This is a genomic window from Brevundimonas sp. P7753 (assembly GCF_013386595.1).
GTDB classification, from domain to species: domain Bacteria; phylum Pseudomonadota; class Alphaproteobacteria; order Caulobacterales; family Caulobacteraceae; genus Brevundimonas; species Brevundimonas bullata.
On the sequence record NZ_JACARP010000005.1, the window covers coordinates 1 to 20,300 of the forward strand.

The following is a 20,300-nucleotide window of genomic DNA, read 5'->3' on the forward strand; positions in this document are numbered from 1 at the left end:
GCCCCGCATATGGCTGCTCTACGCCGTCCTCGCCGCCTTCCTGATCTTCGGCGGATACTGCGCTCACAGGGGCGCTGAGGGCATTCGCGACCGTCAGGCCGCCGACCAAGCCAAGGTCGAGGCGAAGGCCTCCAGCGCGCGGGAAACGGCCGCCACGACCCGCGCAACCGACACCACCATCATCAACGCCCGCGAGAAGGAACTCTCCGATGCGGTCTCTTCGCTTCCTGATGCTGCCCCTACGCATGCACACTTTTCTGAGGATCATCGACGCTCGTACCATTTATATCGACGTGCCCGATCACGATCCGGCACAGCCGTTTCTTGGATGGGACCACTATTGTCGCCTCGCCTGCGTCGACCAGGGCTTGCTCACAGAGCAAGAGGCGAAGACAGCTCATTTCCACTCGGCCGCGAGACCACCAAAACCCAAGGCTGTCTGGCGCAGCTAAGGAACCGTAGCCGCACCCCGCCGTTCCTTAATCGCAGTGCCGGCTGCTTGAGCGGTGGCCCGGCAATAAGCGCCGCTCTTCGTGGACCCCTTCACCTGCCCCCGGCCTCTCAGGCGGGGGCTTCTTTCTTAGGGGCAACCCACTTCCCCATCTCCATTCGCCAGCCTAGCGCCTTCAGCTCGTCACGGCGTCGATCGTTGAAAGTCCACCACTCCTCGTCGCGGTCGCTGAGCGTCTCCAGCTTCCGCCAATAGACCCGCGAATAATCGGCGAAGGTCACAAGCCCAGGGCAGCCGGGGAAGCGGCAAGGCGGCTTCTTGTTGATCAGGACATAGTCACCGCCCTTCGCCTCAATGATCCTCTTCAGGTCGACGTCGCCGTGGTGGCCAGGCGACACCTCGCAGGACCATCGGATCTTCGCGCTGTTCTCGAACAGGCGACCTACCGTCTCCCAGCCGCCCTTCGGGGCGGCTTTCTTGTTTCTGGCGTGCCGTTTCCGCTGCAACCGCCCTCGATCCCCGACTTAGCGACCGCCCGCCGTCGTCAGATGATGCAAGGCCACCGCGCTGGTCGTTGCGACATTCAGGGAATCAAATCCTCCCGACATACGGATCGCCACCGGCCGACAACGCGCAATGACCTCGGACGACAGGCCCGGCCCTTCCGATCCCAGCAGAATCGCCGTGCGCGGCGCGGGCTTCAGCTCGGACAGGGTATCGGTCGCCGACGGCGTCAGCGCCAGGACCTCGAATCCGCGCGCCTCCAGCGCATCGACCATCGCCGTCGCCGTCACGCCCTCAACAAAGGGCGTTCTCAGCGCCGCGCCGACCGAGACCCGGATCGCCTTGCGATAGAAGGGATCGCAGCAGGTCTCATCCAGCAGCAGCCCCGCCGCCCCGAACGCCGCCGCATTGCGGAACAGGCCGCCCATGTTGTCGTGATTACCGATGCCGCAGGTCCCGACCACCACGGCCCGCTCCGGCAGCCCGTCCAGGAACGCCCCGAGCGCGAGCGGGTCCGGCTTGCGGCCCAAAGCCAGAATCCCCCGGTGCAGGTGAAAGCCCGCGATCCCGTCCAGCACGTCCTGCGGCGCCGTATGGACCGGCACATGGTGCGGCAAACGCTCCAGCACATCGCGCAGCGCCTCCAGCCGCTTCTCCGCGATCAGCACCGCCACCGGGGCGCAGCGCGAAGCCGGCGAAGCCAGCACCCGCAGCACCACCTCCCCTTCCGCCACGAACAGGCCCTGACGCCCCGTCAGGTCGCGCTCCTTCACGTCGCGAAAGGCGGAAATACGGGGGTCGGCAGGATCGGAAACAGGGATCAAATTCATGCGGAGCCTTCTAGCGCACCCTGCCAGAAAGATTTCGGCGTTTTCTGCACTTTATCCGTTGCATGAATCAAAAAGGCGTTGCTATACAGCGGCCTCCCCCGAGGGGATGTTCCGCGGTAGCTCAGTGGTAGAGCAGCCGACTGTTAATCGGCTGGTCGTAGGTTCGAATCCTACCCGCGGAGCCACTCGGGGGCATTAAGCCCATGAAATTATTGCGCTTAATATTTGCCCCTGGTGGCTTCCCATCCAGCTTCCCATCCACCGACCACGCGATACGATTTTTCGCGTCTTCGTTCTGCATGGCTTTGCACCCCTTTTCAGCGATAGAGCTCAGCGGGCGACCTAGCGCCTGAACAAGCCCTCCAGCGAGGGCCGTCCATGGTGCCCAGGCAAGGCTCCTGCGGGTGATTCCAGCGGCTCGAACCGGGTGGGTTACCGAAGCAGTCGGCGTCGCCCGACATCGACATTTCAAACACGGAATCGATTAGTCGCAGCTGCGGTCGCGACGCCGATATCCATCCACACCTTTCGATCCTCCAGGCGCGTGAACAGAGCAGTTGGCGACGTGCTGACGGCGGCGGTCGGCTCAGCGTTCCGCCACATCCCCTGAGCCCGGATCGGACACGACGCCCTCCTCCAGCCCCAGCCAGTCCGCCATGCGGCCCAGCTCCGCCTCGAGGGCGTCCCGCGTATCGGGAGGCGCGTTCTCCTCCAGATGGACGGACCGGACCATCAAACGCCCGCGCTGGCGGTCTGCCTTAAGGTCCACGCGGGCGACGAGCCCTTCGTCCAGAAGAAAGGGCAGCACGTAATAGCCGTGCAGCCGTTTCTCCGCCGGCACGTAGATTTCGATCCGATACCGGAAACCGAACAGGCGCTCAGCGCGGTCCCGATGCCAGATCAGCGGATCGAAGGGAGCAAGAAGCGCTGAGGCCTCAATCTTGCGCGGCATACGTGCATCGCGATGAACCCAGGCGCGACGGCAACCCGGCGTCGAAACTGGAATCAGAACCCCTTCCTCGGCCAGCTCCATAGTCGCCCGCCGCGCCGCCTCCAGAGGCTGACGGAAATAGTCGCGCAGCTCGGCTTCGGTCGCGACGCCGTGCGCCCGCGCCGCCCGTTCGATCAAGCCGCGATGCGCCTCGGCGTCCGTAGGCGTCGATGCCGCCAGGACCGCCTCCGGCAGGACGCGTTCCACCAGGTCGTAAACGCGCTCGAAACTCCCTCGTCGCTCGGCGGTCGTGATGTGACCGGCCCAGAACAGCCACTCCAGCGTCCGTTTCGTATCGCTCCATTCCCACCAGCCGGGTCGCCCCTTGTGGGTTTCGAAATCCGAGGCCGCCATGGGGCCGTCGCTCTGGATGCGTTCCAGAAGCGCCATGGCCTCGGGCCGCCGTTCGCCGGCGTAGAGCTTCATCTGCCCCCAGCCGGTCTCGCCGCGGTCGGCCTGGGCCATGCGCCACCGCAGGAGCGGGTGCAGGTCGAACGGGATCAGGGACGCCTCATGCGCCCAGTATTCGAACAGTCGGCGCTGGCCAGGCGGCCCCCACGCAAGCCGGTCCAGGTCGGCGCGCTCATAGCCGCCCAGCCTCGAGAAGGCCGGCAGGTAGTGCGCGCGAGACAGCACGTTGACGCTGTCGATCTGATGCAGGTGCAGATGATCGATTGTGCGCCTGAGATGAAGAGACGATGGAGCCTCGGGCCGGCGGCCGCCGAATCCCTGGGCGGCCAGCGCCATCCGGCGCGCCTGCGGCAAGCTGATCGTCTCCATGCCCGCCTTCACCCAGCACATGTCCCTATCGAATAATGACCCGTGCCGCAAAGCAGGCAATGGCGAACAGCGCCAGAATCACCATGAAGCCGTGCGTCTCCCAGATGGTCCAGGGGAGAAGGTCGGAGAGGACTTCGTCGTCGGCCTCTGGATCACCGCCTACTCCCGCTGAGCCGCCCCTGCGTCTCGTGCCAATAGTCTCGCCCTTCTGGTCGAACTCTGACTTCACGTCACGGCTGATCGACCCGCCCAAGCGCAAGGGCCGACGAACGGCCTGGCCATAGACCCTGTCAGGACGACGCCAGCACCACGCCGACCAGAACCGCCGCCCAATGCACGCTGGCGGCCGCCACCACATGGCCATGCCAGACGGCCCGGAACCACCTGAGCTTCTTGCGGACGTAAAAGACCGCTCCGGACATGTAGAGGGCCCCGCCGACGGCCAGAAGCAGAAGGGCGATCCAGGAGCCGTGAGCGATCATCGGCTTGAAGGCGATCACGACCAACCAACTCAAGGCAATGTACAGGACGATCCAGAACCGGCGGCCGACGCCCGGCAGGAACAGCTTTCCCACGGCCCCGAGGATCGCAAGGCTCCACACCGCAGCCGTCATGCCCCACGCCCAGGCGCCGGTGAGATTGTGGGTGGTGAACGGCGTGTAAGAGCCGGCGATCATCAGGAAGATGCCCGCGTGATCGAGACGACGCAGAAGCGGGCGCCACCGGGGCGCTGCGAAATTATAGGCGGTTGAGAAGCCCAGCATCGCCAGCATGCCGACCGCATAGACGCAGACGGCCAGGACTAGCCCGAGGCTTCCCTTGGCCACAGACAGTCCCAGGAGGACGCCGCCGCCGAACAGGGCGAAGGCCAGACCGACGATATGCACCACCAAGTCCGCGCACCTGGCGCGCGACGTCGGATAGTGCCTCGGCGGAAGAGTCATCTGGGTCACGGCGTTCAGCCTATCATAAAATCCCACACGAGGGCGCTGGCGGCGTCCCGCCTGCCTACACGTCCAGCTCGAGAATCCGGACATGCTGCTGTCCGCAATGCATGTCGCAAAGTACCGGATGGAAGCGCGAGTGGCTAGAAACCGAAATCGATCTGATCGGCCGAAACATGTCGTTTACGGGGCCGGGGCCGACGCTCGCTCATGGCGGCGGACGACGGCGGAACCTCCTGAGATTGTCTCGACACTTCGGATAGGGGCCGATCAATTCCAGGACGGGCGGAGCGGGCGCTCTCGATCAACTTGGGCGCGCGCGGCGCCGTGAGGGACATCGGCCGCCTCGACTTTCGGGATTTGCGCGTCTCCTTCCAGGCCGTCAGTTCGCTCTCCCACCACCCGACCCGGTTCACCGATATCCGCACCGGTTCCGGGAAGTCGCCCAGCCGCTGAAGCCGCCAGGCCGTGGAGCGGCTCAGGCCCGTGACGTCCCGGACCTTGTTCCACGTCAGCAGCCGGTCCTCCGGTCCGCCGCTCTCCACCGGTTCCCGATCCTGCTCCCAAGTCACCGGCGTCGTCCTCTTGCGGCAGACGGCGCGCCTGTCCGGATGTCGGAAATCTGCGACCGGGCCCAGTCGCGCAGCAGGCCCCGCGGATAGTGAGGTTTGGACCGGACATGTCGGCAAGGCGGGCCGTCGTTGCCGGTGGACCACAGCCGCGCCAGGGTCGCCGGCTTCATCCGGATGCCGAACAGGCCGATGAAGGCTGAAGCCTCCGCTCGCGTCAGCAGGTCCTCGTCCCCATCCGTCGAAGGCGCTTCCCCTTCAATATCGCGATCCGGGATCATCGCCCCGTCTCCCTGGAGGCGCATTGGCGCGAACTGGTCAGTTGCCGCCCCGCGCTGAGAGCGAGGTAGCAGTCCACGACCGTGGCCACATAGGCGCGGGTCTCGGCGATATCGGGCACGCGCCCCAGACGGGCGACACGGCCGGGGCCTGCGTTATAGGCTGCCAGCGCCAGGCGAAGGTCCCCGAACCTGAGGATCTGCCGCGCCAGGTAATCGGCGCCGCCCATAAGGTTTTCAATGGGATCAAAGCGATCCTTGACGCCCAACTCGAGGGCCGTAGCCGGCATGAGCTGGGTCAGACCGCCGGCCCCGGCCGGAGATCGGGCGTCCGGACGATAGGCGCTCTCGGTCAGGACCAGGGCATGCAGCAGCTTAGGGTCCAGGCCATGGCCGGCCGCCGCTGCGGCCACAGCCTCGCCGAACGGCTGGCTCAGCGGCCCCAGGCGCGGTTCATCTCCGCCGTCCGACACGCCCTCCTCTACAGCAGCCGCTCGCCCGAACAGATCGCCTCCGGCGCGCGACCAGTCGACCGTCTGGGCCGAGCTCACGCCCGGCCACGCCGCCAGAAGCGCCGCCGTCAAAAACAGTCTCACCATGTCAGAACCTCCCGATAGACTCCCCTCGCCTCGTCCCTGAGGACAGGGCCGAAATAGCGGCTGTCGAAGCTCCCCGGCGTGTCGCCGAGCAGGAAGAGCTCGTCGTCCGCGAGGAGGCGGCACTGGTTCCAGGTCGGGAGGGCGACCCCCTCGCCGTCCCTTGCGACCCTCAAGACCCGCCGCCCGGGCGTGCGGACGACGCGGCTGTCAGCACAGACCCTGTCGCCGCCGACGGCCGCGACGCGCTTGACCAGAAGGACCTCGGACGGCATGCCCAGTCGCGCGAGATAGCGTCGAACCCGTTCGGGCTGGGCGATCGCCACGATCGACCCGCGTCCGACATCCCCCCTCGAGCGGAGATAGAGGCCGCGCGGAAGGCTTGGGCTCTCATTGACCAGGGCCAGGGTCGGCCTGTCGGCTGCGACCAAGGCCCCCGCAGCCAGACCGATCCCTGCTGCAGTCAGGCTCCAGCGCCGCCAAAGGGTCCGGTGCGGGGTCATGGCTGATAGGGCTCCAGCACCAGGTCGCGCGTGATCATTACCTGCACCGGGGCGCCCGACCGCAGCCGGATCGAGGGGCGCACCTCGAGTTCGCGATCCACCAGACGACCGCCCACCTGAGCGCCCTCTATGGCGGCGGCGTCGCCGGCGTCCCCGCGCCAGCCGCCCGAACCCCGGTCGCCGCCGTCCCGGGCCATCTGCCCGAGCGTCGTGATGGCTCCGGCGAAAAGCGTCCCGACCAGAAGGGGAAACAGCCGGCGATCCACCTGACCGCGCACGCCCACGGCCCCTTGCGCGTCCACGCCGGGCTCTCCGTCCAGCATCAGGCTCTTGCCGTTGGGCAGGATCAACCGATCCCAGACCAGGAAAGCCCGCCGGTCGCCATAGGCGCTCTCCCCCTCATGGCGGCCGATCAGCCGCGTGCCCTGGGGGATGAGGAGGTGCCGTCCGCTCACCGTGTCGAAGACGTTCTGGGTGGTCATGGCCACCACGGGCCCCGCACGCGCCGTGTCCACGCCGGTCAGCAGGGCCGCCGGCACGACTGCGCCCGCCTTGAGTTCGAAGGGCGACAGGGGCGCAGCCAGGACATTGGGGTTGTAGGCCGAACCACGGCTTCCGTTCGCCAGACCGCCCCGGTCTCCCCCGGATTCCGGCCGTTCCAGCGCCCCCTCGACCGACGTCCGCCCGCCGACACTCCCTTCAAAGAAGAGGCCAGAGCGCGCCGCTTGCGCCGCACCGTTGTCGGGCGTCCTCGGCGTCGAGGCCGAACGATAGGCCGGCTGAGGGTAGGAAGCCGCAGACGGCGCCGGGCCCTTAACCTCAGCGCCGACCGCCGCAGCGCCGCGCGGCGGCGGCAAGCGATCATAGCTGGCCGGCTGGCGCGTGACGGCCTCGGCCGGCCGCACCACCCCGGCGGCAGCGTCCGGTCGATCCTCCCCGGCGCGTGCCTGGGCGTTGGCCCGCAACTCCGGCTGAACCACGAAGGCCCATGCGAGCGATCCCGCCACCAGGACCCCGCCGCCCAGAACCATGACATGGACGACCGACTTGCGCAGTCGGACGACCGGCGGCCGCAGCGCGCGCAGAGACAGGTGGACCGGTTCCTTGGGAAGCGGCGAACCGGGACCTTGAGGCGCCGTCATAGCCCGGCTCCCAGACGACGGATCCGCACCACCTGCGGACGACGATCCCCCAGGCGCAGTTCGGCCCGATCGAACAGGCGATCGACCACGAAGAGCCCGCCTTGCTGGCGGTAGTTGACCATCTGGGCCTCGCCGTCCGGCGCGACCACGAAGAGGACCGGCGCCTCGTCGACCTGCAGGTCTGTGGAGAAGGCGATGAAGGTGCGCCGGCCATCGTTGAAGACAGAGGTCGGCGTCCAGCGCGCCCGCCGCCCCAAGGGCTCGATGCGGTAGCGTGCGTCGAGCGGCCCCTGAGGCGTCGCGACCGGATCAACCCGGGCCGGCGTCTCAGGCTCCGCCACCTTTCCGGCCTGTCCCGCGTCATCCCAGGCCACGGCGGCGTTGAAGGCGTCAGCCGCCCCGCTCTTGAGGTCCAGCAGATAGACCCGTCGATCCGTGGTCAGGACGAGATTGGTCTCCAGCCCCCGCTCCAGCGGCTTCAGCAGGACATGGGTCCGGCGCGCCGCTCCCGTGCCCGACGCCACCTCGCCGATCTGCCAGCGCACCGTGTCCCCGGCGGCTTTGGAGACGAGGGTCTCGCCCTCCCCCAGCGTCAGGGTGGTGACCCGCAAAGGTGCGGTCCAGATTTCGAACACCCGCCCCGGAGACCAGGCGAAGACCTGGACCCCGCCGACAAAGCCGTCCGCCCGCGACGGCGCCCGCGCCGCCTGGTTGGCCCGGGCGATGGCCGCACGACCCGTCGGTCCGGTCGTCGCCTCGACCTCGACCGTCGGCCTGCCGCTCACGACGGCCAGATACGGAACGGCCGTCTCGCTCTCCGCCGGCAGGGCCAGGACTTCAACGGCAGGGCTGTCCTCCGCCTCCGTCTCAGCCGCAGGCGCGATCGCCAGAACCTCGTCGCTGGCCTGCAGGGCGGCGCAGCCGGACAGGAGCAGGCCCGCCCCGGCCAGGGGCAGCGTCGATCTCAGGAAGCGTCGGGGGTCCATGATACGTCCTCGATCTTCAATCCCAGGGGGTTCTTCATCAGCTCGGCCTCGGTGCGAGGCGGCTGCAGGCCGGTCGTGATCAGGGCCCGCCAGCGTTCGCTCCCGGCCTGCTGGCCGTTGACGTAGCGGGTTTCACGCCATTGCAGGTCGTAGGTTCGCTCGGTGCGGCGCACGACGTTGAGCACCTCGACATTGACCGCCTCGCGCCCGGCGTCGGCGAAGGGGTCGTGGGTCTGGGCCCAAGCGTTGAGGAAGGCGGCGGCGCGCGGCGTCATCAGGTCGTAGGCCCGCAGCCAGTTCTGACGGATGACGATGGGATCGATGCTCTTGGAGCGAACGTCGCGAATCCAGCCGCCCAGCGCATGGCCGACCTGGGCCTCGCTGGGCTCATAACGGCCGCCGATGGCGGTGATCTTTTGGGTCTCGCCCCAGTCCGACACCTCCACCACGAAGGGCATGACCACGGCCCGCTCAGCCTGGGCCCACCAGCCCGCGCCGAGGAATGCGGCCAAGACCAGGTTGGCCAGGGCCATGCGGCGCCAGTTGCGGGCATGGGCCAGGGACAGGCCCATGCGGTCGTCCCAGACCTGGCCGGCCCTCTGATAGGGGGTTGAGTCCGGGGCGGCGCTCAGCGCCCGCCGGGGGCGGAAGAAGGGATGCATGATTTCAGGGCTCCTCGGTCTTGAGGGAGGGCGACAGGACGCCGCTGGTCTCGCCGGACGGCATCAGGCCGCGGCCGGCGTTGGCGACGAAGAAGGCCTGCAGCGCCGCGGATCGGCCCGTAGCCCTGCCCCGCGCCGGGACGTCGCCGCCCGCCGCCGCGCGGTGGAAATCCCTGCGCGCCGCCTCAGCCTCCCGGGCGATGGTTTCGGGCTTGCGGCCAGGGCCTGGCCCGTCCGTAGTGCCTGGAATGCCGCCGGCCATGTCCTTCCCGGACTTAGACCCCGGTCCCGGCTCCGCCGCCGACGAAGGTTCCCCTTGTGGGCCGGCGTCCGGAGACCAGGCCCGCTGGGCCTCGCTAACGCCGGCGCCTCCAGGCGAGGATCTCGGACCCGACGGCGACGGGTTGTCATTTGAGGCGCGCGCTAGCCCCCCGGGCCTGGGCGAGGCCGACAAAGACGGGGGCGGTGAAGGCGACGGCGACGGCGAAGACGGGGACGAAGGCGAGCCCGAACCCGACGGCGGCGTCGACCGCCCGCCCCCCGCGCCTGAGGCCGCTCTCGCCGGCCCAGCCAGGCGCGCGGCGGCGCCGCCTGCCCCGACCAGACCGGCGCCGACCAGGAGCCCTGCGCCGCCGACCGCCAGCCCGCCTGTCACGAGCGCGCCTGCGCCTAGGGCCGGCCCCCCGGTGACCAGGGCCGATGCCAGATTGGGAATGAAGACGGCCAGCATGGCCAGGAGGATGGCGGCGACCAGAATGGTCAGGGCTTCATAGATGTCGGGATTGGCCGAAGGCTGGAGCTGGTCGAAGACGCTCCTCGCCCCCGAGACGACAATGGCCAGGGCCAGGACCTTGAGGCCGGCCGCGACGACATAACCCAGAGGTCGTTCAGCCAGGAAGGCGGACTTGCTCCATATGCCGAAGGGCAGAAGGATGAAGCCGCCCAGGGTCACGATCTTGAACTCGACCAGGGAGACGATGATCTGCAGGGCCAGGACGGCGAAGGCCAGCATGATCCCGATCATGGCTAGGCCGAGGATCAGGGCGTCGGTCAGGTTGCCGGCGACATCCAGCGGGTTCTCGACCGGGGCCGGGGTGTCCCCCAGAGCCTTCACGATCCGCCAACCTTCGGCGAGGATGGCGCCAGGATTGAGGAAGTCGGCACGGCTGAGACCACCGCCGCCTGCCGTCAGGCCCAACTCCAGAAAGCCGGCGTAGATCGTCTCGGACAGGGCCTGCCAGTCATTGATCAGCCAGGCGAAGGCGCCGATCAGCACGACCTTGCCGAAGCCGGACGCCAGAACCTCGCGGTTGGACGACAGGGCCCACTGGATTCCGGTCAGGGCGACGACCAGGACGATCATCAGCCCGAAGATCCCATTGACCGGTCCCTGCAGGGCGGAAAAGCCCGCCGAGATGGTGTTGGAAAAGACCGCCATCAGCTCGTTGGGAGTCTCCACGCCTACTGCGATCGCCATCGTCCTTCTCCTTAGTTCCGCGCGTTCGACAGCGGGTCGAAGGCGGGCGGGTTGGGGTCCGCGACAGGCCGCGCCCAGGCCCGGCGACGCGCCTCGGCCCCCGCCGTCCGTTCCGCCGCGTCGCGCGCCGCCCCTTCGGACATCAGCCTGGCCTGGGCGAGCATCAGCACCCTCAAGGCGGCCAGGTCCTCGGCCAGGACCGCCAGCATCTGGTTGGAAGACTGGACCGCCGCCGTCTGGCCCGAGGCCGACTGGCTGGCGTTCAGGGCGCCGGCAAGCCTCTGTCCCCGCCCCTGCCCCAGCCGCTCCAGTTCGGCGGCGGTGCGGGCCAGGTCCCCGGCCGTGCGCCGGGCATTGGCGACGCGTCCGCGTCCCTGTTCCAGCATGTCCAGGGCGTCCGCGCCCGACAGGTCGTCGGGATAAAGATCCGCGAACTGTCGCTCCAGCCCGTCGACCGAGGCCGCCAGCCCGCGCGCCGACCGGGCCAGTTCGGCCATGTCCTGCAGGGCCTGGCTGTTCTGGGCCAGATGGCTGTAGGGCGAGGCCGCCAGGCTACGGGCCTCATTGGCCAGGCTTTCGAGCTGACGCGCCGCCTGGAGCGCGTTCTCCATGTGATTGCGCGGGTCGAACACGACCTGTTGGGCCTGTACGCCGTCAGCGGCCATAAGGGCCGTGACGGCGACGATGACCGCAGCCGACCTATTCGGCCGCCAGCGGCGGGGCGAAGGTGTCGAAAACGGAATCCACATCTCGCACTCCCTTGGCTTTGAGGAATTCACGAGCGAAGCCGGCCTCGCCGGATCGCGAAAGCACGGCGTCGATGAGGGCTTGGTCCTCGGGTGATCCTGCCCCGCAAAGGGCCAGGGCCACGCCCGACAGCCGCAGGTCGAACAGCCGTCGTCCCTGGGGCTGACGCCAGTAGTAGGCGCGCTTGGGCGCGGCGAAGGCGATCAGCTCCAACTGCCGCCGGTTCAGGCCGAAGCCGCGGTAGAGCTCCGCCGACAACGGCTCGAGCGCCCGGGGATTGGGCAGGAAGACCTGGGTCGGGCAGGATTCGATCAGGGTGGCCGCAATCGGCGAGGCCGCCACATCGTCCAGACTCTGCGTGGCGAAGACCACGGCGACCCGCTTCTTGCGCAGGGTCTTCAGCCATTCCCGGATCTTGGCCGCGAACGCCGTCTCGCCGAGAAACAACCAGGCCTCGTCCAGCACCAGCAGGGTCGGTCGGCCGTCGAAACTCTGTTCAAGATGATGGAACAGAGCCGAGAGCACAGGCGCGACCGCCGATGGCGTCGCCATCAGGCTCTCGAGCTCGAAGGTGTCGAAACGGCTCGTAGCCACCGCCTCGCCGGCCCCATCCAGCAGCGGCCCGTGCGGCCCCTTCAGGGTCAGGGCCTCCAGGCCCGCCGCCACGGCCTTGTCCTGGACCAGGGCGCAGAAGACGGTCAGCGTCCTCTGCTCAAGCGGCGCCTCGCCGAGCGCCGCCAGCGCCGCCCAGATCTCCTCGCGGACCGCCGGCGTCGGCTCGAGCCCGGCCTGACGCACGGTCTCGGCGATCCATTCGGCGGCCCAGGCCCGTTCGTCGTCCAGGTCGATCCCGGCCAGGGGCTGGAGCGAGAAGGCCGCGCCCCGCTCCAGGGCCCGCCAGCAGCCGCCGGCCGCAAGCGTCGCCGCCCGCGCCGACCGACCCTTGTCGAAGAAGACCACCCGCGCCCCTGGATAGCGGAACCACTGCAGGGCCAGGAAGGACAGCAGCGCGCTCTTGCCCGACCCGGTCGGCCCCACGACCATGGCGTGGCCGACGTCGCCGACATGGAGCACCAGACGAAAGGGCGTGGAGCCCGTGGTCCGAGCGACCGCAAGAGGCGGCCCGTCCAGGCAGGCGTCGCCAGACGGTCCGGCCCAGACCGCCGAAACCGGCAGGAGGTCGGCCAGGTTGAGCGTCGAGACCAGAGGCCTGCGCACATCGGCGTAGGGTTCGCCCGGCAGGGAGCCGAGCCAGGCTTCCACGGCGTTCAGGTCCTCGATCCTCGCCGTCAGTCCCTGGGCGTTGAGCGCCGCCTCGACAGCGCGCGCCTTGGCAGAGGCCCCTTCCTCGCTCTCATCCAGCACGGTAACCGTCAGGGTCAGATAGCCGAAGGAACAGGTCTCGGCCCCGAGCATCTCCAGGGCCCCGTCGCATTCCTCCGTCTTGGAGGCGGCGTCGGTGTCGATCAGGGGCTGTTCCTCCTTGGTGATCGCCTCCCTGAGCAGGGCGCCGACCCCCTTGCGCTTGGCGAACCAGCGTTTGCGCAGCTTGATGATCTCCCGCTCAGCCTCCGCCTTGTCGAGACCGATCCAGCGGGCGGTCCAGCGATAGGCGAAAGGCAGGGCGCCCAGCCCGTCCAGCAGGCCGGGCCGGGTCGCCGAGGGCAGGCCGCGCACCGACACCGTCCGAAGCCATTGATCGCCTAACCGGGGCGCCGTCCCGCCCGTCAGGCCGGCGTCCGCCAGCGAGACGTCGAGAAAGACGGGCGTCTCCGGCGGCCGCACCGGATGGGGTCGGGGCGAGACGCAGGCGTGCAGCCAGGTCAGCAGGGCCGCGTCCTCCAGAGGCGCGATCTCCGGCAAGGCGTCGGCCAGGAGGTCGAAGGTCGCAGTCGCCTCGCGGCGGAAGGTCGCCAGGGTCTGACGCCAGTCCTGTCCGGCCCTAGCCAAGCCGTCAAACAGCCAGAGCTCCAGCCGACGCGTCTCGTCGGCGGGCGGCAGCCAGGTCAGGGCCAGCCGGTAGTCCGTTTCGAAGGCCGGGTCGGCGTGTTCAAAATGATCGCGCCGTTCCGCGTCGACCAGCCAGGCGGCTTCCACGTCGAAGCCGCTCTCGGGATAGGGCGTCGCCGCACGCCGACGCGCCTCCACATGCAGGCACCAGCCGGTCCCGAGGCGTTTCAGGGCGTTGTTCAACCGGGCCCGGACCGCCATCAACTCCTCTTCGGTCGAGGATTCGAGGTCCGGGCCCCGGAAAGAGAAGGCCGTGGTGAAGGAGCCGTCCTTGTTCAGAACCACGCCCGGCGAGACCAGGGCCGCCCAGGGCAGATGATCCGCCAGACTGGCGGGACGACGGCGGTGTTCGTCGAGGAAGCGCATGGCGGCCTCAAGCGTCCAGGTGCCCGGGCAGGGCCAAATGCCGCCGCAGGACGTCGAAGAAGCGCCGGTCCGCCCGCGCCGCCCACAGGCCCACGGCATGGGCGACGGCCCACCACAGCAGGCCCAGCCACCAGATGCGCAGCGCCAGTCCCAGCACCATGGCGGTCGTCCCCATGAGGACGGCGTAGTCGCGCGGCATGCCGACCATCAGCACGGGTTCGAACAGGGCCTGGGCGACCGGCAGGTCCCAGCCTTCGGGATGGAGGGTGTCGAGGGCGCGGGCCATCAGGCGATCTCCACCCCGCCGGCGAAGCCGAAGAAGTCGAGGAAGAAGGTCGATGCGGCGAAGGCGATGGTCAGGCCGAACAGGATGCCCAAGGCCCTTCTCATGGAGGAACCGCTCTCGCTCATGGCCACCCCGGCCCCGAAAAGGACCACGGCGATCACGGCGGCGGCCTGAACGACCGGCCCCGTGATCGACTGCACCACCTGCTGGATCGGCCCTTCCCAGGGCATGCCCGACCCACCCGCTACGGCCGTACCCGCCGCCAGAAGTCCGCTTGCCAATGCCGCGCCGAACAGGCGTCGTCCTACGCTCCGCTTCATGATCGCCTCCCAGAGTTCAGCGCGTTTCAGCGCCTTGCGACTCATTGCAAGCAAAACAATCCACAGACTGTCAAGAATAATAATCAATAATTTCCGTAAGTTAAAATGACTTTCGGAACAAGTCTCTCACGAGTTTCAGCCGCATCGGCGCGCGCCTTCGCCGGACTACCCGGTCCAAATCGTCGACCGACCCGGAGCCTCCACCGGAAAGCCGCCTGCTGTCAGGCCTCCGGCTGAAAAGCCCTCCCGACCGACGTGCCTGTCTCACCCCTGCCGCCGACCTCCCGGCCAAGCCTGCTTGCAGACGGCTTCTCATCTCGCCAGAGTTTCGCCGCAATCTATGTGGTAGCCGCGAGGCTCCACAGACTCCTGCAGGCGCCCCATGGACCACAAAATTGACGGCCAGACGCTTTCGCGATCCGACCTCGTCGCCCTGCTCAAGTCGGCCGCCGGCGCCGATCTCGTGCTGGAGACCTGCGCCCTCGACGAGGCCGACCTGTCCAATCTCGACCTGAACGGCCTTCGGTTCGAGCGCTGCAGCTTCAAGGGGACGGACTTCACCGGGGCCCAGTTGGAGCAAGCCCGCTTCTCCGGCTGTCGCGGCGCCATGGCCAACTTCACCGCAACCCGGCTGGACGCCTCGACCTGGCGTTCCAGCGATCTCAACAACGCCCGCTTCACCGGCGCGAGCCTCTCGGAGGCGGTCTTCACAGGCTGCAAGCTGACCGGCGCCGACTTCTCCCGGTCGCGACACGTCGGCGCCCGCTTCGTCGAAACCACTCTGACCTCCGCCCGCCTGCCCAGCTTCTCCTTCAGGAAACAGACGCTGGAGACGCTGGACTTCAGCCATGCCGACCTGGCCGGAAGCGATTTCCGCGACGCCGTCCTGGACAACTGCAGTCTGCGCGAGAGCCACCTGGTCGATGCCCGGTTCGACAACGCCGACCTAAGGGGCGCGGACCTCGGCGGCCTGCGCCTGAACGACGCCCGGCTCTTCAAGGGCGCGACCATCTCTCGCGCCCAGGCCGGCGCCCTGCTGGCCGAACTGGGCCTCAAGGTCATCTAGTCCCCAGGCCGGACGCAGCTGTTGAGAACCGGACGCCACACATCGACACAGCCAGCGAACCGCCTTCTACCCGCCCCATGAAACGACTGACGCCGATCGAACACGCCAGGGCCAAGGGCAAGACCGTCACCATGAGCATGCCGGATCGCGGGCCGGAGGTACGCGCCCGGATCATCGCTTGGCTGGAGAAGCGCCCCGGCGATAGATGGTTCTATGTCCAGGGTGACAACTACGCTTTCGAGACCGCCGCTGACGCCGCAGCGTTCAAGCAGTGGCTGATGGACGCCCTAGCGGCCTGAAAAGATCCGCCCGCCCTCGCAAGCGCCGGTGGCGGCGTCCTCAGGTTGCGGGATTAAAGCCGCCCGTCGATTTCGTCTCGATAACGCTAGTCGACAGCCCGTTCTGAGCGGCTGCCAGCAAGCCGAGAAACGCCTCTGCCAGACGTGAGGGTTTGACGCTGTTGGAAACCACGAAGGCGTATTCGTGAAGGATGGGCGGGCTGAAGCGCCGCAGCACCGTCTGGCCGCGCACATAGGCCTGGGCCAGACGTTCGTTGACGATGGCCACGCCGACGCCGCGAGCGGCCAAGGCGCAGGACGAGGCCACTGTATGGGTTTCCACCCGAACGCGGGGGACGACGCCCGCCTCAGCAAAGGCGGCCTCGACCTGGGAGCGGAAGCGCCGCCCCTGCCCCAGCAGGACCAGAGGCGTGTTCTTCAGATCCAGCGCCGAGATTTCCGGCAGAGCCGCCAGCGGATGATCGCAAGGCAAGACGCAAGCCGTTTCGCTGACCAAAACCGTGCGAGCATCGAGATCGTCGCGATTCAACGGCAGCTTGACGAACCCGGCATCGACGGCGCGCGAAGCGATCATGTTCTTTGCGGCCTCGATGCCGTGAGAATCGATCGACAGGTGAACGCGCGGGTACTCATCCAGGAAGGCCGTAATGACGTCGGGCAGGACCGCCTCGAGGAAGCTGGGCGGCGCCACCAGACGCAGATGGCCGACACGAAAGTCGGAAATGTCGCGGGCCATGTCCTGAACCCGGTCGACATTGTCCAGCGCCCGTTCGACCTCTTCGTAGAGCATCACCCCGTCGGCGGTCGGGACTAGACGGCCTCGGTCACGATGAAACAGCTCGAACCCCAGGTCCTGCTCCAGTTGAGCCAGCAGGCGGCTGGCGGCCGGCTGGGTCAGGCCCAGGGTCCGGGCGGCCGCCGTGACCGATCCCTGTTGCAAGATGGCCCGGAAGGCCCGCATGGCGCGCAGCCGGATAGGACGCCGGGCGCCGGCCGAGACCAGCGCCATCAGTTACGTCCTCCGCGCCGGAACGATGGGCAGGACCAGGCGCGACCGATCGGGCCCCGTGTGGATGCGGTTGATCGCGACCACAGCCCCCGTGACCTCGCCCGCTGGGGCGCCCGTGCCGGGATTGACGTCGAAATGCGGGAAGTTGCTGCTCGCCACGTCCAGGCGGATGCGATGCCCGGCCGCAAACAGGTTGCTGGTGGGGAAGGCCTGGATCTCGACGTCATACACTTCACCCGGAGCCAACGGGCGCGGCGCCGCGAAGGAGTCACGGAACCGTAGGCGCAGCACGCCGTGGGTCAAGTTCAAGGCGTAGCCCTCGGGATAGTCATCGCCAGGCGGATAGACATCGATCAGCTTGATCATCAGGTCCGTGTCCAGAGCCGAAGACGACACCGCCAATCGCGCCGTGATCGGCCCCGTCACCTCGACCGCCTGTTCCAGCGGCTCGGTCTGGAACACCAGAACGTCGTCGCGGTCAGCGAAGGCGCGGCCGATGACCGTCGCGCCGAACAGGCCCGGCGCCTCGCGCTGGTCAAAGCCTCCGGCCTCCATGACCGGCGCGCCCGAGGCGATGGCCCCGCCCGCAGTCGGCACGGGACAGACGGGATCGTGACGCCAGACGCGCGCGCCCGGTTTGGCCGGGTTGGGCGAAAGACCGCCGTCGGCGTGCAGGTGGAAGTCGGCGAAGACCGTGCCCGGCAGGGGCCAGTCGGCCTCGGCCCGCCAGCAGCCGCCGTGATCCAGCCGCCCCTCGGCCGTGCGTCGTCCGCTGCCGCCGCCCATGACGAACAGACTGACTGGCGACGCCAGATAGTCGGGCGCTTCCTGCCCCCTGAGACAGCGGTCGAACCAGGCGCGGCGCAGGGCCAGATAGTCGGGCGCCAGAAAGCCGTCCAGGGTCGCGGAGGCGCCGAAGTCCACGTCTCCGGCATAGGCGACCGAGCGCTGACCATGCGTCCACGGCCCCATGACCAGCTTGACCGGCCCGGCCTTGCCGCGACTGAAGCGGGCGTAGTTGTCCGTCGCCGACAGGGCGTAGGGATCATACCAGCTGCTCATGAAGACCATGGGCGCGTCAGTGAACGCATCCTCATGACAGGCGGCGCAAAAGTCGGGCGCGCGCCAGAAGTCGTCAAAGGTCTCGCGCCGCCACATGTCCTGGATGAAGGCGTCGTACTCCGGCGCCGCAGCCAGCGGCGACCGGCCCGGTCGCCACGGATTGACCGCCATCCAGTCGCGCACGTCCTCGGCGTCGAGGGCGGCCAGACGCGCCGGGTCCTCCTGGCTGAGCGGCGACAGGCGGGCGTGCTTCATCGCCCAGGTCAGCTGCTTCAGCTCGAAGGCCCCGCCCTGCCGCACCCCGCTGTGGAAGGCGCTTGAGAAACCGCCAGAGTCCATGAACATGGCCTTCAGACCCGGCGGGTTCAGACAGGCGGCGGCGGCCTGAACGTGGGCGCCGTAGGACAGGCCGAGCGTCCCGACCCGGCCGTCGCACCAGTCCTGCTGCACCAGCCAGGCCATGGCGTCGAAGCCGTCCTCGGCCTCGTTGGCGTATTTGGTGAAGACGCCCTCGGAGCCGTAGCGCCCCCGGCAATCGACCAGGACATAGGCGTAGCCGCCCCGCGCGAACTCGGCGGCGATCTCGGGCTTGGAGCGCGGCGTCGGATCGGCGGCGGAGCGGTCGGCGTGATTCGTCCCTCGCCGGTCATAGGGGGTGCGTTCCAACAGGGCCGGCAGACGCCCCTCCGCGCCCTCCGGCAGATAGACATCGGCGGCCAGACAGACGCCGTCACGCATCGGGATCATGACGTCGCGCATGACGCGGACGCCGGACAGAGGCGGCAGATCGATCATCGGACGGCAGGCTCGGTTAGAAAGGGCGCGCTGGCGGCCGCAGGCGGCGACGGCAGGTGATAGGCGGCGGGCGCGCCCGGTCCGACCGGTAGCTGGAAGCCGACCCAGGCCAGGATCAGCATCATCCCCGCAGCGCCGAAGGCCGCGCTGTAGGGCAGCATGAGGGCGATCATCGACCCGACGCCGAACCTGGGCTTCCATTGCTGGCACATGATCAGCACCAGCGGGAAGTTGCTGGCCAACGGCGTGACGATATTGAACATGGAATCGCCCATCCGGTAGGAGGCCGTGGTCATCTCTGGCGAGACGCCCAGCAGCATCAGCATGGGCACCACGACCGGCGCCATGGCGCTCCATTTGGCCGAGGCAGACCCGATGACTAGGTCCAGCACCGACGACATCATCAGCAGGCCGACCAGCAGCAAGGGCAAAGGCAGGGTCAGCTCCTTCAGCCCCTCGGCGCCCTTGACCGCCAGCACCGGACCGAGGTTGGACCAGCTGAACATGGCCACGAAGTGGGCGGCGAAGAAGGCCAGAACGATGTAGGGGGCCATCCCCTTCAGCCCTTCCGCCATCATCTTCACCAGGTCGTGGTGCGAACGGATCGTCCCGGCCGCCGCCCCATAGGCCCAGCCGGTCGAGACGAACAGCAGCATGAAGGCGGCGATCAGGGCGCCGTAGAAGGGCGCCAGCCGACGCGGCCCCACGGCGTCATGATCGACCAGAGGACTGAACCCTGGCCAGAGGGTCAGGGCGGCGAACAGACCGACGACCAGGAAGGCGGCGACGCCGGCGCGACGCAGTCCCCGCTTCTGATCCGGACCCAACACGCCGAGCCCTGCGGCCTCGGCTTCGCCCGCCGTATTGTCGCCGGCCCACGGCCCCAGACGCGGCTCGACCACGCGGTCGGTCAGGAACCAGGCGATGGGGGTGAAGACCACGCCGATGGCCAGGGTGAACCACCAGTTGCCCAGAGGATTGACGGTGAAGCTCGGGTCCAGAAGCTGCGCCGCCGGGGCGGTGATGCCCAGCATCAGCAGGTCAAACTGACCCGGCAGGATATTGCCTGCAAAGGCGCCCGATATGCCCGCATAGGCGATGGCCACGCCCGCCAGCGGATGTCGCCCGGCCTTGGCGTAAACCAGGGCCGCCAGCGGGATCAGCACGACATAGGCCGCATCCGAGGCATGGTGCGAGAACAGGCCGATGACGAAGATGGCGGGCGAGAGGAAGCGGGTGTGAAGCCGCCTCACCCCGCCGCCCAGCAGGGCCGCGAACAGGCCCGACCGTTCCGCCACCGCCGCGCCCAACATGACCACCAGCACCAGCCCCAGCGGCGGGAAGCTGGTCAGGGTCTTGGGCATGTCGACCAGAAGCCGGGCGACGTTGGCCTCGGACAACAGACTCTGGGCCTGAAGCCGCTCGCCCGTCACCGGATTTATCGCGCTCCACTGGGTCCAGTCGGCGACCACCGAGGCGGCGACCAGCACGCCAATACAGAACAGCAGGATGAAGACCGGATCCGGCAGGGCGTTGCCCATCGCCTCGATGCGGTCGAGCCAGCCCCGTTTCCGCCAGCCCGTGTCGGCCGGCGGGGCCTCGGTGTCCGTCATGAGAAACGCCTGAT

Annotated in this window: 22 protein-coding genes and 1 tRNA gene; 3 read left to right on the forward strand and 20 right to left on the reverse strand. The window is 68.3% G+C overall.

The genetic code is table 11. The features are described from left to right. The 3 genes from HX774_RS19680 to HX774_RS01130 form a co-directional block, all read right to left on the reverse strand. Positions 1-268: hypothetical protein (locus HX774_RS19680; RefSeq protein WP_218650200.1), on the reverse strand; the 268-nt coding region annotated here is incomplete at its 3' end. Positions 269-561: 293 nt separating this feature from the next. Continuing rightward, positions 562-957: a hypothetical protein gene (locus tag HX774_RS01125; protein WP_178823504.1), complete on the reverse strand. Its 396-nt coding sequence runs from the start codon at positions 955-957 to the stop codon at positions 562-564. An 18-nt stretch (positions 958-975) separates the two neighbouring features. Next, positions 976-1,785 carry an RNA methyltransferase gene (locus tag HX774_RS01130; RefSeq protein ID WP_178823506.1) on the reverse strand — a complete coding sequence of 270 codons (810 nt, stop codon included), beginning with the start codon at positions 1,783-1,785 and terminating at the stop codon, positions 976-978. A gap of 110 nt (positions 1,786-1,895) precedes the next feature. Between HX774_RS01130 and HX774_RS01135 the strand changes: the two genes are divergently transcribed. Next, positions 1,896-1,970, forward strand: a tRNA-Asn gene (locus HX774_RS01135). A 401-nt stretch (positions 1,971-2,371) separates the two neighbouring features. Here the strand turns inward: HX774_RS01135 and HX774_RS01140 are convergent. From HX774_RS01140 to HX774_RS01205, 14 genes are all read right to left on the reverse strand, one after another. Beyond that, the gene (locus HX774_RS01140; protein ID WP_178823508.1) at positions 2,372-3,556 is read right to left on the reverse strand and encodes a winged helix-turn-helix domain-containing protein; all 1,185 of its coding nucleotides are present in this window, start codon (positions 3,554-3,556) and stop codon (positions 2,372-2,374) included. Positions 3,557-3,846: 290 nt separating this feature from the next. After that, positions 3,847-4,500 (reverse strand): hemolysin III family protein, encoded by a 654-nt coding sequence (locus HX774_RS01145; RefSeq protein WP_114816569.1) that lies wholly within the window; start codon positions 4,498-4,500, stop codon positions 3,847-3,849. Between the two features lie 143 nt (positions 4,501-4,643). Then, a complete protein-coding gene (locus HX774_RS01150) occupies positions 4,644-5,072 on the reverse strand; it encodes an AlpA family phage regulatory protein (protein WP_114816570.1) in 429 nt (142 codons plus the stop codon). Beyond that, on the reverse strand, positions 5,069-5,350 hold the full coding sequence (locus HX774_RS01155; RefSeq protein ID WP_114816571.1) for a hypothetical protein: 282 nt from the start codon (positions 5,348-5,350) through the stop codon (positions 5,069-5,071). Before HX774_RS01155 ends, HX774_RS01150 begins: the two co-directional genes overlap by 4 nt. Next, positions 5,347-5,946, reverse strand: coding sequence for a lytic transglycosylase domain-containing protein (locus tag HX774_RS01160; RefSeq protein WP_178823510.1), 600 nt, complete (start codon positions 5,944-5,946; stop codon positions 5,347-5,349). The genes HX774_RS01155 and HX774_RS01160 overlap by 4 nt, the downstream gene beginning before the upstream one ends. Then, a complete protein-coding gene (locus tag HX774_RS01165) occupies positions 5,940-6,446 on the reverse strand; it encodes a S26 family signal peptidase (RefSeq protein WP_178823512.1) in 507 nt (168 codons plus the stop codon). Before HX774_RS01165 ends, HX774_RS01160 begins: the two co-directional genes overlap by 7 nt. Beyond that, positions 6,443-7,588, reverse strand: a complete 1,146-nt coding sequence (locus HX774_RS01170) for a TrbI/VirB10 family protein (RefSeq protein WP_178823514.1) — start codon at positions 7,586-7,588, stop codon at positions 6,443-6,445. The genes HX774_RS01165 and HX774_RS01170 overlap by 4 nt, the downstream gene beginning before the upstream one ends. Beyond that, on the reverse strand, positions 7,585-8,574 hold the full coding sequence (gene trbG, locus HX774_RS01175; RefSeq protein WP_178823516.1) for a P-type conjugative transfer protein TrbG: 990 nt from the start codon (positions 8,572-8,574) through the stop codon (positions 7,585-7,587). Before trbG ends, HX774_RS01170 begins: the two co-directional genes overlap by 4 nt. After that, positions 8,553-9,236, reverse strand: a complete 684-nt coding sequence (gene trbF / locus HX774_RS01180; protein WP_114816576.1) for a conjugal transfer protein TrbF — start codon at positions 9,234-9,236, stop codon at positions 8,553-8,555. The genes trbG and trbF overlap by 22 nt, the downstream gene beginning before the upstream one ends. Before the next feature lie 4 nt (positions 9,237-9,240). After that, positions 9,241-10,713, reverse strand: coding sequence for a P-type conjugative transfer protein TrbL (trbL, locus tag HX774_RS01185; protein WP_178823518.1), 1,473 nt, complete (start codon positions 10,711-10,713; stop codon positions 9,241-9,243). An 11-nt stretch (positions 10,714-10,724) separates the two neighbouring features. Beyond that, on the reverse strand, positions 10,725-11,462 hold the full coding sequence (locus tag HX774_RS01190) for a conjugal transfer protein TrbJ (RefSeq protein WP_178823520.1): 738 nt from the start codon (positions 11,460-11,462) through the stop codon (positions 10,725-10,727). Further along, entirely contained in the window at positions 11,413-13,836 is a 2,424-nt protein-coding gene (trbE, locus tag HX774_RS01195; RefSeq protein WP_178823522.1) for a conjugal transfer protein TrbE, read from the reverse strand. Before trbE ends, HX774_RS01190 begins: the two co-directional genes overlap by 50 nt. 7 nt (positions 13,837-13,843) lie before the next feature. Then, positions 13,844-14,122: a VirB3 family type IV secretion system protein gene (locus HX774_RS01200; protein WP_178823524.1), complete on the reverse strand. Its 279-nt coding sequence runs from the start codon at positions 14,120-14,122 to the stop codon at positions 13,844-13,846. Further along, on the reverse strand, positions 14,122-14,442 hold the full coding sequence (locus HX774_RS01205) for a TrbC/VirB2 family protein (RefSeq protein WP_178823526.1): 321 nt from the start codon (positions 14,440-14,442) through the stop codon (positions 14,122-14,124). The genes HX774_RS01200 and HX774_RS01205 overlap by 1 nt, the downstream gene beginning before the upstream one ends. A 382-nt stretch (positions 14,443-14,824) precedes the next feature. On the opposite strand from HX774_RS01205, the gene HX774_RS01210 reads away from it, so the two are divergent. Next, the gene (locus HX774_RS01210; protein ID WP_178823528.1) at positions 14,825-15,508 is read left to right on the forward strand and encodes a pentapeptide repeat-containing protein; all 684 of its coding nucleotides are present in this window, start codon (positions 14,825-14,827) and stop codon (positions 15,506-15,508) included. Positions 15,509-15,585: 77 nt separating this feature from the next. Next, a complete protein-coding gene (locus HX774_RS01215) occupies positions 15,586-15,807 on the forward strand; it encodes a hypothetical protein (RefSeq protein ID WP_178823530.1) in 222 nt (73 codons plus the stop codon). Positions 15,808-15,847: 40 nt separating this feature from the next. On the opposite strand, the gene HX774_RS01220 is transcribed toward HX774_RS01215, so the two are convergent. From HX774_RS01220 to HX774_RS01230, 3 genes are read right to left on the reverse strand one after another with little or no spacing between them, the layout of a single operon-like run. Then, positions 15,848-16,816 carry a LysR substrate-binding domain-containing protein gene (locus HX774_RS01220; protein WP_255499843.1) on the reverse strand — a complete coding sequence of 323 codons (969 nt, stop codon included), beginning with the start codon at positions 16,814-16,816 and terminating at the stop codon, positions 15,848-15,850. 3 nt (positions 16,817-16,819) lie between these two features. Further along, a complete protein-coding gene (locus HX774_RS01225) occupies positions 16,820-18,673 on the reverse strand; it encodes a CocE/NonD family hydrolase (protein WP_178823532.1) in 1,854 nt (617 codons plus the stop codon). Next, a complete protein-coding gene (locus HX774_RS01230) occupies positions 18,670-20,286 on the reverse strand; it encodes an AbgT family transporter (RefSeq protein WP_178823534.1) in 1,617 nt (538 codons plus the stop codon). The genes HX774_RS01225 and HX774_RS01230 overlap by 4 nt, the downstream gene beginning before the upstream one ends. Between the last annotated feature and the right edge of the window lie 14 nt (positions 20,287-20,300).

Coding starts and splice junctions, on each gene's coding strand:
- HX774_RS01130 (WP_178823506.1), bottom strand. CDS start 1,785: ATGAATTTGATCCCTGTTTCCGATCCTGCCGACCCCCGTATTTCCGCC.
- HX774_RS01140 (WP_178823508.1), bottom strand. CDS start 3,556: ATGGAGACGATCAGCTTGCCGCAGGCGCGCCGGATGGCGCTGGCCGCC.
- HX774_RS01145 (WP_114816569.1), bottom strand. CDS start 4,500: ATGACTCTTCCGCCGAGGCACTATCCGACGTCGCGCGCCAGGTGCGCG.
- HX774_RS01155 (WP_114816571.1), bottom strand. CDS start 5,350: ATGATCCCGGATCGCGATATTGAAGGGGAAGCGCCTTCGACGGATGGG.
- HX774_RS01160 (WP_178823510.1), bottom strand. CDS start 5,946: ATGGTGAGACTGTTTTTGACGGCGGCGCTTCTGGCGGCGTGGCCGGGC.
- HX774_RS01165 (WP_178823512.1), bottom strand. CDS start 6,446: ATGACCCCGCACCGGACCCTTTGGCGGCGCTGGAGCCTGACTGCAGCA.
- HX774_RS01170 (WP_178823514.1), bottom strand. CDS start 7,588: ATGACGGCGCCTCAAGGTCCCGGTTCGCCGCTTCCCAAGGAACCGGTC.
- trbG (WP_178823516.1), bottom strand. CDS start 8,574: ATGGACCCCCGACGCTTCCTGAGATCGACGCTGCCCCTGGCCGGGGCG.
- trbF (WP_114816576.1), bottom strand. CDS start 9,236: ATGCATCCCTTCTTCCGCCCCCGGCGGGCGCTGAGCGCCGCCCCGGAC.
- trbL (WP_178823518.1), bottom strand. CDS start 10,713: ATGGCGATCGCAGTAGGCGTGGAGACTCCCAACGAGCTGATGGCGGTC.
- HX774_RS01190 (WP_178823520.1), bottom strand. CDS start 11,462: ATGTGGATTCCGTTTTCGACACCTTCGCCCCGCCGCTGGCGGCCGAAT.
- trbE (WP_178823522.1), bottom strand. CDS start 13,836: ATGCGCTTCCTCGACGAACACCGCCGTCGTCCCGCCAGTCTGGCGGAT.
- HX774_RS01200 (WP_178823524.1), bottom strand. CDS start 14,122: ATGGCCCGCGCCCTCGACACCCTCCATCCCGAAGGCTGGGACCTGCCG.
- HX774_RS01205 (WP_178823526.1), bottom strand. CDS start 14,442: ATGAAGCGGAGCGTAGGACGACGCCTGTTCGGCGCGGCATTGGCAAGC.
- HX774_RS01210 (WP_178823528.1), top strand. CDS start 14,825: ATGGACCACAAAATTGACGGCCAGACGCTTTCGCGATCCGACCTCGTC.
- HX774_RS01215 (WP_178823530.1), top strand. CDS start 15,586: ATGAAACGACTGACGCCGATCGAACACGCCAGGGCCAAGGGCAAGACC.
- HX774_RS01220 (WP_255499843.1), bottom strand. CDS start 16,816: ATGGCGCTGGTCTCGGCCGGCGCCCGGCGTCCTATCCGGCTGCGCGCC.
- HX774_RS01225 (WP_178823532.1), bottom strand. CDS start 18,673: ATGATCGATCTGCCGCCTCTGTCCGGCGTCCGCGTCATGCGCGACGTC.
- HX774_RS01230 (WP_178823534.1), bottom strand. CDS start 20,286: ATGACGGACACCGAGGCCCCGCCGGCCGACACGGGCTGGCGGAAACGG.